General features: G+C 49.1%; 10 protein-coding genes and 3 pseudogenes. 5 read left to right on the top strand and 8 right to left on the bottom strand.

What is annotated here, in order from left to right; all coding sequences use genetic code 11:
• Positions 1 to 192: 192 nt before the first annotated feature.
• The 4 genes and pseudogenes from ACE5LO_RS25445 to ACE5LO_RS25430 form a co-directional block, all read right to left on the bottom strand.
• Positions 193 to 1,797, bottom strand: coding sequence for a response regulator transcription factor (locus tag ACE5LO_RS25445; RefSeq protein ID WP_375522727.1), 1,605 nt, complete (start codon positions 1,795 to 1,797; stop codon positions 193 to 195).
• The gene (locus ACE5LO_RS25440; protein ID WP_375522726.1) at positions 1,790 to 3,598 is read right to left on the bottom strand and encodes a sensor histidine kinase; all 1,809 of its coding nucleotides are present in this window, start codon (positions 3,596 to 3,598) and stop codon (positions 1,790 to 1,792) included. Before ACE5LO_RS25440 ends, ACE5LO_RS25445 begins: the two co-directional genes overlap by 8 nt.
• A gap of 44 nt (positions 3,599 to 3,642) precedes the next feature.
• Positions 3,643 to 3,768 (bottom strand): annotated as a pseudogene (locus ACE5LO_RS25435) (GNAT family N-acetyltransferase); the annotation flags it as partial.
• A 68-nt stretch (positions 3,769 to 3,836) separates the two neighbouring features.
• The gene (locus ACE5LO_RS25430; RefSeq protein ID WP_375522725.1) at positions 3,837 to 4,382 is read right to left on the bottom strand and encodes a GNAT family N-acetyltransferase; all 546 of its coding nucleotides are present in this window, start codon (positions 4,380 to 4,382) and stop codon (positions 3,837 to 3,839) included.
• Between the two features lie 492 nt (positions 4,383 to 4,874).
• On the opposite strand from ACE5LO_RS25430, the pseudogene ACE5LO_RS25425 reads away from it, so the two are divergent.
• From ACE5LO_RS25425 to ACE5LO_RS25410, 4 genes and pseudogenes are all read left to right on the top strand, one after another.
• A pseudogene (locus ACE5LO_RS25425) lies at positions 4,875 to 5,168 on the top strand (DUF6431 domain-containing protein); the annotation flags it as partial.
• 294 nt (positions 5,169 to 5,462) lie between these two features.
• On the top strand, positions 5,463 to 6,815 hold the full coding sequence (locus tag ACE5LO_RS25420; protein WP_445993917.1) for a DDE-type integrase/transposase/recombinase: 1,353 nt from the start codon (positions 5,463 to 5,465) through the stop codon (positions 6,813 to 6,815).
• Positions 6,808 to 7,608, top strand: a complete 801-nt coding sequence (locus tag ACE5LO_RS25415; protein ID WP_375522724.1) for an ExeA family protein — start codon at positions 6,808 to 6,810, stop codon at positions 7,606 to 7,608. Before ACE5LO_RS25420 ends, ACE5LO_RS25415 begins: the two co-directional genes overlap by 8 nt.
• 125 nt (positions 7,609 to 7,733) lie before the next feature.
• Positions 7,734 to 9,866 (top strand): annotated as a pseudogene (locus ACE5LO_RS25410) (anthranilate synthase component I); the annotation flags it as partial.
• Between the two features lie 57 nt (positions 9,867 to 9,923).
• Here the strand turns inward: ACE5LO_RS25410 and ACE5LO_RS25405 are convergent.
• Positions 9,924 to 10,412, bottom strand: coding sequence for an NUDIX hydrolase (locus tag ACE5LO_RS25405; RefSeq protein WP_375522723.1), 489 nt, complete (start codon positions 10,410 to 10,412; stop codon positions 9,924 to 9,926).
• Positions 10,413 to 10,600: 188 nt separating this feature from the next.
• A complete protein-coding gene (locus ACE5LO_RS25400; protein WP_375522722.1) occupies positions 10,601 to 11,104 on the bottom strand; it encodes a DUF6022 family protein in 504 nt (167 codons plus the stop codon).
• Between the two features lie 158 nt (positions 11,105 to 11,262).
• Between ACE5LO_RS25400 and ACE5LO_RS25395 the strand changes: the two genes are divergently transcribed.
• A complete protein-coding gene (locus ACE5LO_RS25395) occupies positions 11,263 to 11,967 on the top strand; it encodes a MerR family DNA-binding transcriptional regulator (protein WP_375522721.1) in 705 nt (234 codons plus the stop codon).
• A 20-nt stretch (positions 11,968 to 11,987) separates the two neighbouring features.
• Here the strand turns inward: ACE5LO_RS25395 and ACE5LO_RS25390 are convergent, their stop codons facing one another.
• Together ACE5LO_RS25390 and ACE5LO_RS25385 are read right to left on the bottom strand one after the other, a co-directional pair.
• Positions 11,988 to 12,434, bottom strand: a complete 447-nt coding sequence (locus ACE5LO_RS25390; RefSeq protein WP_375522720.1) for a GNAT family N-acetyltransferase — start codon at positions 12,432 to 12,434, stop codon at positions 11,988 to 11,990.
• Between the two features lie 153 nt (positions 12,435 to 12,587).
• Positions 12,588 to 13,289, bottom strand: a complete 702-nt coding sequence (locus tag ACE5LO_RS25385) for a hypothetical protein (protein WP_375522719.1) — start codon at positions 13,287 to 13,289, stop codon at positions 12,588 to 12,590.
• Positions 13,290 to 13,881: the final 592 nt, after the last annotated feature.

Raw genomic sequence — 13,881 nt, 5'->3', positions numbered from 1 at the left:
CCTGTGATTGCTGTTTGGTAAAGATTACTGCGATTATAGCAACGGCAGTTGGCCCGCAAAATAAACAAAAAGCATGAAGTTTATGGATTATTCCATAAAACAACATGCTATGTCATTTCAAATCTTAAAATTATGCAGGTTCATCTTAAAATCATCCAGCTGTGCTTTGTACATGTAACATGGAGTTGTCAGTCACTGTTGCTTTACTTTTTTGGGCGAAATACCGAACCGTTTCTTGAACAGCCGGTTAAAATAGAACGGATCGTGAATCCCGACCTCCAGCGACGCTTGCTTGACCAGATACCGGCCTGAAGCGAGCAGCTCGTACGCTTTTTCCATCCGTATCTCATTCAGTTGGGATACCATGCTTCGTCCCGTTTCAGCCTTGAACAACTGGCATAGATAAGGCTCCGACAAGCCCACATGCGCGGCAACACCCGCAATTGACACACGATCTGCATAATGTGCTTCAAGATAAAGCAGCGCCTCGCGCACCTCTTCCCGCAGCAGGGGGGACGATGTCATATCCTTGTCCGCAAGCACAGCCATCTCAGCGGCCAATTCGCTGACAGCCTGCTTCAGCTCCTGATCTGCCCCCGCGTCCTCCACACGCTCGAGCCACGGCGAAGTGTTCAGCTCTTCCCGGCGGCGGAGCTCCGCTGCATTCACCGCGCTCCAGATGCCACCATTCAGCGCACGCTTTAGCGCAAAAGGATGCAGCCGGCAAGCTGCGGCGGCATCCATAAGCCGGTAAGCTGCATAAGCCCAGCCCTCAATATCCGCCTGCGCCGGACCCGAAGCGGTGTCGTGCAGCAGTGCTTCCGCTTTGCGGAACTCCTCATTTCCCCCGGTTGCGGCCGGCCGGTCAGATGGAAGTGCCGCTTCTCTATATGCCTTATAGAACAACAAAGGCTCTGCTCCCCGCAGCCGGTGCAGTTCATTTACAAGCTCATCCCGGTTTGAAGCCGGAGCCGCATACACGACATGTATGGATGCCCCATGATACATGGCTGCCAGACTGATTAGACGGTCTGCTGAGTCACGCGGGTCTATTACAGAAGCTGCTTTAGGATAGGCAACAGCAAGGAAATAGCGAAGTTCCGCAGTCTGTACCGCATACGTCCAGCTGCTGCCCGTGAACAAGGCTGAAGCAAGCGTTTCCAAGGATTGATCCAGGTTTCTCACCCGCTGCTGCTCTTTAGGCATTCGGACAATAAACGGGTAGATACACGACCCCTTCTCAGGGAAACAGTCCATCCTTTCCTCCCGGCTATTGCCTCTATCCCCCCCGCTTGCAAGGGTCTCTGCCTCCCTATCCAACACGGCAAGCGACGCACGTATCGCTCTGGCATCATTTTGCGGCGCCCCGGAGATCAGACCTGGTGCTTCAACTATTCGCTTGGGTTGTCCTGACCGCCGTTTATCCAGCCTGTCTTTCATTTCGCCTAGCACTTTCATAAAGCTTTCGGTTTTGAGCGTCAGCTTTAATAAATAGTCATAAGCGCCCTGTTTTAAGGCCTCCCTGACCAGTTCGAAATCGTTATAGTTGCTCAGAACCAGCGTTTCCCCATCGAAGCCCTCAGCTTTCATCCGTTTAATCAACTCGATGCCGTCCATTTCAGGCATCTTAATATCTGTAATCACAATATCTGCGCCCGTGCGGTTCAGCATTTCGATCGCATTTTTCCCATTCGATGCGGCACCGGCATATACAAGGCCGCTGTCGTCCCAATGAATTAATGATTTTACCGCCTGTCGTACAATGATTTCATCATCGATGATGAGCACTTTATACACATTTCCGACCCTCTTTCATCGTAATGGGGAGTGAAATCTCCGTTTCCGTTCCTTGGCCGACCTCGCTCTTTGTTTGCAGGCCATAAGGAGAACCAAAATGCAGCCGAATCCGTTCATCCACGTTGGAAATGCCGATCCCCGACAGCTTGCTGGACAACCGGTTCATGGCTCGATCTTCCATAATGTCGAAGCCTTTGCCGTTATCCGCAATCCGGATACGCATATCAGAGCCTTCCCGCTTTGCACTGACACGAATATCGACCCGGCGGCCATCTTCCCCGCCGCCATGCAGAATGGAATTCTCCACAATCGGCTGCAGCATAAATTTCGGTACAAGGCAGTCATGGATTTCCCTGTCGATGTCGCAGTCAAGCGTAAACGAATCCCCGTACCGGATACGTTGGATTGTCGCATAGTGCTGCAAATTTTCGATTTCTTTGTCAAGGGGGATAAGCTCATCTGTCACCAGAATCGTGTTGCGCAGCAGCTCGGACAGAGATTCCAGGCCCTGTGTGACTGTAGTATGGCCGCTTAGCATCGCACTCCATTTCAACGAATTGAGCGTATTGAACATAAAATGCGGATTAATTTGCGCCTGCAGCATTCTGAGCTCCGCCTCCCGCTTGGCCTGCTGCTCGAATTGCACCTGATAGATCAGCCGTTTAAGCTGCTCAACCATGCCGTTAATCGTTTCGGTCAGATTGTCCATTTCATCGGCATAAGACGTGCCGATGGTCGTTTCCAGCTTGCCCATACGAATACGCTTGGCGTATTGCAGCAGATTGCGCATCGGGGAATGTATGCTGAAATAAATCCACATTGCGAGCAGACCGGACAACAAGAGGGTAATAAAGCAAAAAAACACGATGCTTCCGCGCATGGCTGTCAGCTCCGACACCAGAAAGGAATACGGAACAAGCCCGATCAGATACCAGTCTGCCGCCCGAATATATGAGCTTGTAACAAGCATTTTCCCGCCATCAACGTCTGCATAAAAAGGCTGCAGCCCCTCCTGCAATTCCTGGGACCGAATCGGGTCAAACACGGTTTGTTTGGCAAAGAATGAGCCTTGTTGAATTCCCTGCGCCACAGAGGAGACGATCATGCCGTTCGCATCCGAAATATAAATGCGGCTTCCTTCGCCAAGATCAACGAAACGGTAAATGTTTCTAGAGAAGACTTTTTCATCGATCAAAATGATTAAATAGCCCAGCTGGCGGTTTAAATTGTGCTCAGAGTAAATTTTACGGCTCAGCGCAATCCGGTTTGAACCGCGGTCTGTGCGGAGATAAGTCCAATATGCATTCCCGGGCGAATCATTAACGGTCTTGAGCATGTCCGGCAAATTTTTGGAATAGGAATCATAACCCAGATCAAAAAAGGTCTCCCCGCTATTCGTGAGCACAAGCACACTTGCCATGTTGCTGATGCGAAAAATTTGCTCGCCAAGCTCGTCGCTGAGCCGCTTCTGCATTGCGTTCTTCTCGTAATCTGTCATCTCTGCGTACTTCGGCAGGTTGGTTTGAATCGCCGTGTTCATGATAATCGTTTCGCTTAACGTTTCGTATTGCTCGAGCTCGCGGGAAGCATTCTGGGTGAGCTCATCAAGGATTTGCGTTGAGGAGGCGCTGATTTTTTCCGATATGGCAGCTTCATACTTCATATTCGAAAACAAAGCCACGATGACAACAGGCAGCAGCGAAGTGATTAGAAAAGCGATCAGCAGCCTGTTTTTAATGGAAAGCCGCCGCAGCGCAAACAGAGGATTCGATCTGAACGGAACGCGATATCTCCGGAGCATGAGGGTTCACCTTTTCCGTCTCGAATATTTTTCTTAAACGTTATTTATACGATAAAACTGTACCTATAAAACTTCTTATCCACCTGCATGACCAGAAAGCTCTTCGGCAGGGCTTCAAGCAGTATTTCCTGGAACCCGTTTTTCTCATAAAATCTGTGGGCCGCCGTAAACTACAAAGTCGTGTCCACAATTTGCGATTGATGCTCGCTGGTGTATTCTTTTATCATGATGCTTTCCGTCATTTTGTCCTCTCCCCAGCCATTAGTTTGTTATAGTCTTGCTTCAACATGCCCATGATGATCTCATCGAAATATTGATTATTGTACAGGAGCGACTGTCTTAAGATTCCTTCTTTCTTAAATCCGGCCTTCTCATAGGCTTTGACACCACGCACGTTATGAGAGAATACTTCCAGCTGCAGCCGGTTCAGCTTTAGATTCTCAAAGGAAAACTCCATCGCAAGCCGTACCGCTTCCGTTCCATAGCCCTTGTTGAAATAGAGCTTGTTATGCAAAGCAATTCTGAAGAAAGCCTTGCGATTATCCGCATCGATCTCCAGTATCGACAGATCGCCTATGATTGTATCGTCGTTTACTAAGCAGATGGCGAAATCATGCCTGGTCTCATCCTTGGTGATCCGCTCAAAATGCTCATACAGCTGCTCCATGGTAAAGGTCTTCTTTGTCCCCGTCATATAGCGGATTTCTTCATCACAGACGGCTTCATAAAAGCTGGCCATATCTTCTTCTCTGACCGGCCTTAAATATACTGTTTTTCCCCTCATCGTAAACAACTCCTGTTACAGATCTATTCATTATTTTCTCTAGTCAAATAGTTACATTACTTGCAGTACTGTTGGAGGATTCATTCCTTGTGGCTTTGGCCCCTCTATATATTCAAGGACAACCGCTAACAATCCTGTATAGTTTTAATTGAAAATTCCAGGATGTTCCGTTACACTTCAGTTAGATCAGATGAGAACAGGTTAGCCGAGCTGAGAAAAAGACGAGACCAGTTGAGAACTTCATAAGTTGTCCTCCTGTTCTCCTCTAAATATAGAGGAGGTATATTTGTTATGAGTATTTTGTCAACGTTTAATGTTTCTGCTGAACCATAACGCCGTGAAGCTGGCGGGATTGCCTGTCCGAAATTTGCCGGATATAATGACCGTATTCTAGCAAAGGAAAAAGGATATCTCCGTGGCGTTGGTTACCTGCTACAACAGGCCGCGTCAGAAATATCCTCTCATCAATAGACATGGTCATTGTAACAGAGTATGAGCTCATTGAAAAGATCCCTGGTGTTTTTCGTGCGGGGGGCGGGGGAGGTGCCCTGCCCTTGCTGTACGGAAAAACTAGAGATTATCGGTAGTCGGGAGCGGAAGGTCCGGGGTGGGGGCGGTGAGCTGCGCCGGCTGGTGATTCGCAGACTCCGGTGTGCGGGATGTCGTACGATTCACCATGAACTCCCGGATCTACTCATTCCCTATAAACGATACGACTCCCGTTGTATCGAACAGGCGGTCACAGAGCCGGAGGCGTCCGTGACCGCCTGCGCAGAAACCTCGACGTTACGACGTTGGAAGGCCTGGTTTCGGGTGCTCTCCGTCTACTTCCTCCTCGCGATGCAGGCGCTGGAGGCTCGGATGCCTGGCGTGGCTCCTCTGCCCCGCGAAGCTTCCGTACACCTGCCTGCTGCTCCCGACGAAGCCTTTCGTCAGCAAGGAATCGGCTGGCTGGCCAAACTTGTCCGCCCGGTCGCAAATGCCCACACCTGTGGGTACATACCCGTTTTGCCTATCTGTCCGCTCCGGTCCTGCGGTAGACTCTCCTTGAGTTCATTTCAGGAAGGAGTCCACCGTACCATGAAAGACCAAAAGAAAGCCGAAGCCCTCGCTGTAGAGCGGATGCAGCTTCTCGCTCCCCTGCTTGCCGAAGGACTGGACCCGGCCAAAGCCCGGGAGATGAAAGAGCAGATCTGTCAGCAGACCGGACTCTCCGAACGCACCTTGCGCCGATATCTGGCGAGTTACCGAAGCGAAGGTTTTGCCGGTCTGAAGCCCAAAGGCAAAGGGCGGCAGCCCTCCGCAGAGGCGATTCCCGAAACCGTGTTGGAGCAAGCCATTCTCTTACGCCGGGAGGTGCCCGGCCGCAGCGTCGCACAGCTCATTCAGATTCTGGAGTGGGAAGGGCGGATTCTCCCGGGTCAAGTCAAACGCAGCACCCTACAGGAGAGACTGACCGCCCGTGGCTATAGCTCGCGCCATCTGCGGATGTACGCCGAATCCGGTGTCGCCGCTAGACGCTTCCAGCAGCGACACCGGAATCAGCTGTGGCAGTCGGACCTGAAATACGGGCCGTATTTGCCCCTTGGCGAAGGTGGGTCGATGAAGCAGGTGTATTTGGTGGTGTTTATTGACGACGCCACAAGGTTTATTCTGCACGGGGAGTTTGTGCCGGTCATGGACCAACGATGGGTCGAATTGGCGTTTCGACAAGCCATTCAGAAGTACGGGGTACCGGAGGCGGTCTATTTTGACAACGGCAAGCAGTACCGTACCCAGGCCATGACGAGGACCTGTTCCAAGCTCGGAACCCGGCTGCTCTATGCCAAGCCCTACTCCCCTGAATCCAAGGGCAAGGTTGAACGGTTTAACCAGATCGTCGATTCGTTCCTGAGTGAAGTCGCCTTGGAGAAGCCGAAGACACTCGCACGGCTCAATGAGCGCTTTGAGGTGTGGCTCTCGGAATGCTACCAGCACAAGCCCCACTCCGCACTGCCGGACAAGCAAAGTCCGGAAACGGCGTTCCGCAGCGACAAGAAAGCGCTGCGGTTCATGGACCCGGTGACCTTGTCGGACGCGTTCCTGCACAGCGAAAAACGGAAGGTCGACAAGTCGGGCTGCATTAGCTTTATGAACCGAAAGTACGAAGTGGGCCTGACGGTGATGGGGTGCACCGTGGACGTGGTCTATGACCCGGCAGACACCACGGAGCTGACGATTGAGTACGAGGGACGAGCGCCGTGGCGGGTGCGCGAGATGGAAATCGGTCAGCGGGCAGGAACCCGTCCGGTGCTGCCGGAGCACCTGAGTGCGTCCTTGACCAACACGTCGAGGCTGCTGGAGGCGTCAGAGCAGCGGCACCAGCAGCGCAAAGCGAGGGAAGTGCCTGCGGTGACGTACCGCAGGGCGCAGACGGAGGATGGCCATGTTTGAGTCCTTCTACGATTTACACCGTGCTCCGTTCTCCAGAGACCTGGCCGTAGGCGAGCTGTACGCATCTGCGGCGCAGGAAGAAACGCTGGGACGTCTTTCGTATGTCGCGGAACGTCAGTGGTTTGCCGTGCTCACAGGCGACTGCGGGACCGGGAAAACAACCACGATCCGGCGGCTGAGTGAGGAACTGGACGAAGCGAGGTTTAAGCTATTGTACCTGTCGGATTCGAAACTGACACCGCGCCACTTCTACAAAGGGCTGCTGGAGCAGCTTGGATGTGAGTCGAAATTTTACCGGGGGGATGCGAAACGGCAGTTGCACCGGGAGATTGAACTCATGCGGGGCATTCACCGGCTACAGCCGGTGGTCGTGGTGGACGAGGCCCATTTGCTGGACCGGGAGATGCTGGAGGAACTTCGTTTTTTGCTGAACCTGAAAATGGATTCACAAAGCCCGATGGCCTTGATTATGGTGGGGCAAAGCGAACTGTGGGACCGACTGGGGCTACAAGCGTATGCGGCGATTCGCCAACGAATCGATATGCAGTGTTATCTTCCGCACATGGACCGAGCGGAGATGGGGGCGTATATGAAGAGGCATCTGAGTGCGGTTGGCGCCGGGCATGAGCTGTTCACAGAGGCAGCGATGGATGAAATCTACCGTTTCTCCAGCGGAGCCACCCGGCTGGTGAACAAATTATGCACCCACGCTTTGATCTACGGAGCACAGAACAAGCACCGGATTGTGGACGACCATATGGTGAAACGCGTGATTCAGGGAGAATTGTCATGATTCTCCCTGCTTTTCTCCCCTGCTTCGGACAGCATGACCGTCAATAGCAGGACAACTTACGCCGTCTGCCTCTGGTCATTATGGATTAGCAGTAACAGTTTAACCCTGCTCCCCACCAAAAAGTCTACCTTACCCAAGGAAATATTGAAGTGATACGCAATTTAAAGCAAATGGATGTAAGCAAAGCGAATCAGACCATTTTAAAGGATATTGATTATAAAAAAGGAGCGTTATTTTCCAGCGGCTATGATTACCCCGGGCGGCATTCCCGTTGGGACATCGGTTTTATTACTCCGCCACTGGAGCTAAGGGCAAACGGAAATACATTTCGCATTACGGCTGAAAATGAGAGAGGCAACGTTTTAATAGAAGCCATTCACCTTAAATTAAAGCATATCGTCAATATTGACAACCTCAACCATGATGAAAATCAGCTTTTAGGGAAAATAACCATGAAAGAAGAAATCTTTAGTGAGGATGAAAGAACAAAACAACCCTCCATTTTTTCCGTCATTCGTGCGATCAGGGACCTTTTTTATTCCCCTGACGATATGTTTCTGGGACTGTACGGCGCATTTGGATACGATTTGGTGTTTCAATTTGAGCCTATGGAGCTGAAGCATAAGAGAGAGATGGGCGAATCCGATATGGTGCTTTATCTTCCCGACGAAATCATCGTGGTCGATCATCATATGAATTCTGCATTTCAGTTATCCTATGATTTCAACTTTAACGGCGAAACTACGTCAGAACTGGAGAGAAGCGGAGTCTTTCAGGAGCCAAAGTCAAATGGGCAAGTGCCGTCGGAGGGTTATATTCAGGGAAGCTACGCTCACTTGGTAAAAGAAGCCATTCCATCCTTCAAGAACGGCGATTTATTCGAGGTTGTCCCCTCCCATACGCTTTTTGAAAAGTGCTCCAGCCTGCCTTCCCAAATATTTTCGCGCTTGCAGAGCATTAATCCAAGTCCATACGGATTCATTATTAATCTGGGGGATGAATTCCTGGTCGGATCTTCTCCTGAGATGTACGTGCGGGTTGAGGGCCGCAAGGTGGAGACCTGCCCGATATCCGGCACAATTAAACGTGGTAAAAATGCCGTCGAAGATGCCGACCGCATCAGAGAGCTATTAAATTCAGCCAAAGACGAATCCGAGTTGACGATGTGCACCGACGTTGACCGAAATGATAAATCGCGAATTTGCGAGCCTGGTTCCGTTGATGTGATTGGCAGAAGACAGATTGAAATGTATTCCCATCTCATCCATACCGTGGATCATGTCGAGGGCATCCTGCGTCCTGAATTTGATGCTTTGGATGCATTCATGACTCATATGTGGGCAGTTACCGTTACAGGTGCTCCCAAGAGGGCCGCGATCCGCTGGATTGAAGACCACGAAGCTTGCCCCAGAAGCTGGTATGGAGGAGCTGTGGGTTATTTCGCTTTTAACGGGGATTTGAATACAGGGCTTACTTTACGAACGATCCGCATTAAAGACGGGGTTGCGCAAATTCGTATTGGGGCAACACTGCTATATGATTCAATACCTGAAGCCGAGGAGCAGGAAACGCTCACCAAAGCCGCGGCCCTTGTTCAAGCTGTACGCGAATCCAATATATCGGAAAAAGTTCAATTGAAATGGATTCAGTCCAAATCCAATATAGGGTTGAACAAAAATATACTGCTTGTGGACCATGAGGATTCTTTCGTCCATACGCTTGCGAATTATATTAAACAAACAGGAGCGGCTGTACTGACTTTACGTGCTCCCCTGGCCCGCAATATGCTGAAAAAGAACACCTTCGATATGGTCGTGCTTTCGCCCGGTCCCGGCCGGCCATCCCAATTTGCATTAAACGAGACCATCGCCCTTTGTCTGGAAAAGCAGATCCCGATCTTCGGTGTATGTTTAGGCTTGCAAGGCATCGTTGAATATTTTGGAGGAAGCCTGGACATTTTGGATTATCCGCAGCACGGTAAATCTTCTTTAATCAGAACGGACGAAGCAAGCCCGTTGTGGGAGGGGCTGCCTGGAGAATTCCATGTCGGCCGCTATCATTCCTTATATGCGAAAGAAGTGCCAGGCTGCTTGCATGTCAATGCCGTTTCGGAAGATGGAGTAGTGATGGGCATCGAGCATAAAACCTTGCCGATCGCTGCCGTACAATTTCATCCCGAATCGATCGCCTCTATGCGTGGGGGAGTTGGTTTGAAATTAATGGAGAATGTTGTAGCACATCTTACACAGCAAAAATGACGTAGTATACAGCGGCAGCCAGGCGAAATAGCCTTAGGCTGCCGCTAGTTGATAATTCTAAACCTTTCTTTGTAACTTAACATCACATTCTGATGTTTTCGCAGTGACGTATTCTATATAATTCACTGAGCCGGTATAATTCAAATAAGCTTGATAACGCATGCGGATTGCAGGTAAAGTAATCAAATCCAGAACCTGCTCCTTTGGAACCCACCTGCACTCACTCGTTTCAGCAGAAGTAGCCAACTCTCCGCCCACAGCTTTGCACAAAAAATCAAACATGACCTTCGTAGGGACATCCGTCACACCGTCATACCACTTATGTATTGCTGTATTGGAAACAACACTAATTAAATAGCTAACTTTTGCATCTATTCCACTCTCTTCTTTGATCTCACGAATCACTCCATTCATCAGGTTCTCTCCAATTTCGATTATTCCACCGGGATACACCCAACCATCGTCATGGGCTTTGACTAATAGGATATTTCCACGACCATCTTCTACAATTCCCCCTGCCGATACAATGTGTGTCGGAAACTGCACTTCACAACCTCCTAATCTAGATCATCTGCATACACATTCTTCATTGTTCATCTGCTTTCCTGTTTTCATGGAATTATATGCTTAATGTGTTGGAGTCTTGCGGATTTCGGTACTTAGTGCACAGTTAAATATCTATGGGAGAAAGGATACGGGGCTAGCCCCCCTCCTTTCCCCCACTTATTTCTGTATCACGCCTCGCCCGACTCGCTCATGATTTCTCGCATGCCTTTCACGATTTGTTCTCTTTCTGTTTGTGCAAGAACATAAAGCTGAGGCGCTCCCGGGATATCGAATTTCAGATGCGAATGAGGAATACTCGTAATCAGGGTGCCAATCGGTTCGTGACGTTCATTGCGAATCACATTCCAAAAAAGGCGGATACGATGGTCCTCTGTGCCCCATTTCTCCAGGGAGTCGCTGAATTTCAGACATTTACCGATGATAAAATCATCTTCTTTTACAGCTCCAAGCACCTGAAATCCAGCTTCCTCCAATCGATCAAACAAAGGCGGCATAAGCTGATCAAGATATAAACCATACGCTGCATCTTCAATCTCCAGGAAAGCCTGGGCTAGCTGCTCATACATTTCCTTGTACAATTCCTCCCACACAGCAGCAATGTAACGATTGCCTGCCTCACCGATCGTCTCAATTGACATGCCGCTTTCCATAACAGGCAGCTCTTTTTTCATATGAATAAACTCCTCCATTACTTTTTTTCAACTCCAGTCTACAACATAAAAGCCAATTGAAAGGTTTAATTTATACTCTCCTTGATATAAGGCTATAATTTCGATTAAACTTTATAAATAACTTTAATGTTATAACAAGGAGACTCGAGCAAAGGAATATGAGACCTAAGGAGCTTGCCAGAACATTTTCCATCAGTACAAGCACGTTAAGAAACTATGAGGCCAAGGGGTTGATTCCGCCGGCACAACGCACAGCGAGCGGTTACCGCAGCTATACAGACAAACATGTCGCCTACCTGGCATGCCTGCAAAGCATGGCCCCTGCTTTTGGCATGGACGTTACGGCAGAGGTGCTTCTGGCTGTCCAGTCCCAGGACATCGACAAGGCATTATGGAGAGTGAAAGAAAGTGAAATACAGCTCTACAAGAGCAGACAATTAGCCATGCAGAGCCTGCGGGAGCTTGAAGCAGAAAATTCTGAAGATAGCGAGCAAACCGCTGCCCATTGGATGACCGTCGGTGAAGCTGCTACGGCCTACGATGTGCCAGCTACAACCTTGCGTCATTGGGAGAACGTCGGACTCATCACGTCCAAACGCGACCCGGATAATGGATACAGACTGTACAACCGTTTTCACCTGCGAAAAGTCCTGCTTATGCGGACCTTACGTTCAGCGACCTATTCTGAAGATACAGTACGCCTGAAGCAGGAGATTGCCGAATTTGATGAGCACGACCTGGAGCAGGCGAGTACAATTGCCGCCTGTCTATTGGCGTATTTTGACGGAATAAACCGTGCGCAGCTTAAAGCCCTGTTTCATTTGCACCAGCTCATAGAATATGTAACCAACCATGATCGTTGAGGCAAGGTTTACAGCTAGATTTATGGTTGGCTCAAAATCATGTCCACATGGGGAATATTGTCCTCCAGGTAAACGTCCGAAACATCTTGGAAGCCGAAGGAGCTATAAAATTTGTGCAGATAGTGCTGAGCTTGAATTTTAATTGCAGTCTCGCCCCATTCTTCTTTCAGGCAGGCAAGCGCCCTCTTCATAAGCTCTTGCGCCAGTCCTTGTCCTCTATACGTTTCTTTTACGAGAACTCTGCCGATAGAAACCTCCGGATAAGAGACTCCGGGCGGCAAAATTCTGCAATAAGCAGCGATTTCCCCATCCGCCTCCAGAAACAGGTGGCGGCTTGCCTGGTCCTTGCCGTCGAGTTCCGGATAAAGACAATTTTGCTCCAGCATAAATACATGGACACGGGCCTGTAAAATCCGGTACAGCTCGTGCCCAGTCAATTCGTCAAAAGTCTTTAATTTCCATTCCATGGAGTACACTCCCTTTCCCTGCTGCTCATTATAACATCCCAAGCATCGCACGGAAAAAAGATGGAACAGACCGTATAGTGAAAAAAAGCAGGAACGCAGCCATACATTCATAGACTGCGTCCCCTTTGAAAATCACAAGCTTCCAGCTTATTTTTATTTTTTTGGAAGTTTAACACGATCCACATCAAACAGGCTCTTATCTGCTTTCAGCTTGTCATACTCATAGCTTGCATTGAACTGCAGTTCAGGTTTCCCGTTCTCAATGGTGTAGATGCTTTCCTTAACCGGCAATCCGCTATCATTCAGCAAAACCGTCTCTGTAAATTTTTCGCCAACAGATGTATAGGTTCTGGTTACTTTGGTGTACGTAACTCCGTTTTCCGTTACTTTCCCTTTATTCTTCCATTCTTCCCGAGTGTAACGCCCCTTCTCTGCTGCAAAAAAACTGCTCGGCTCGCTGGCTTGCGGGAAGCTTTGCTTAACACCATCTACAACGTTCCCATTTGCATCGATAAAATATTTGACAAACTCTTTCCCATTCTGGATAACCATGCTGGCTGTGCCATCCTCGGCTGAAGTGGCCGTACCTTTGTAGCGCGGGGATACCGTATCCTGCCACTCCTCGAAAATACTCACAAGCTTGCCATCCGGGCTAAATACCGTTCTTTTCATATGCTCTACACTGGCAGCTTCAATTCCCGTAGCACCGGACTGGACCGAAGCTGTGGCCTCCTTGGAAGCAGCAGCCTCTGCAGAACCTGTCAAAAATGCGGCAGAGGTAGAAACGGCAACGACAGACAGTAGGGATGCAGCAATAATTGCTTTTTCATTAGTAATACTCTCCTTTGAGTTCATTTATTGGGTGATGCAACCACTCACCTTGAACTCAGTATAGGGGGCACATGTAACATTTGATCGGTTAGATGTATCACGCTTGTAAACTAAAATTCTATGTACGACATTTTTAAATTTGGAATCGAGGGGTCAAGTTTAAGGTTGCGGCCATAGTGATGTGCCGGGGCCGAAGAAAAAAGCTGCAAGTCATCTAAGTTTGCTGAAATAGTGAAAAAAGCCGCCGGTAGTAAGCTGCTTGGAGTATGTGCTAAAATCTATGTATCTCCTTATCTAGCCGCAAGCTTGTGATAGATATTCATAGTCGTATGTTCGTCCAAACGGCTGGGGTTAACCATCGGTACAAGTCGTAAATCGCCTTATACCTTTGTTTTCCTTTGCATACCATGCTTTACTCCGACTTCGCACCTCTTTTGAAATATGGTACGAATGACATCAAACTGCTCGCAACACCATAATTATAGAACTGGGAGGTGAAACCTTGGATGAAAGAATCATCTTTCAATTAATGTTGAGCATGTTGGACAGCGGAATCGAACTATAGACTATCCCAATAATATATTCATCATAACTGTGATTGATTAATTCTACAATT

Source organism: Paenibacillus medicaginis (assembly GCF_042138635.1).
In the GTDB taxonomy this organism is placed as follows: Bacteria; Bacillota; Bacilli; order Paenibacillales; family Paenibacillaceae; genus Paenibacillus; species Paenibacillus medicaginis.
This window is presented reverse-complemented; position numbering and strand designations above follow the sequence as displayed.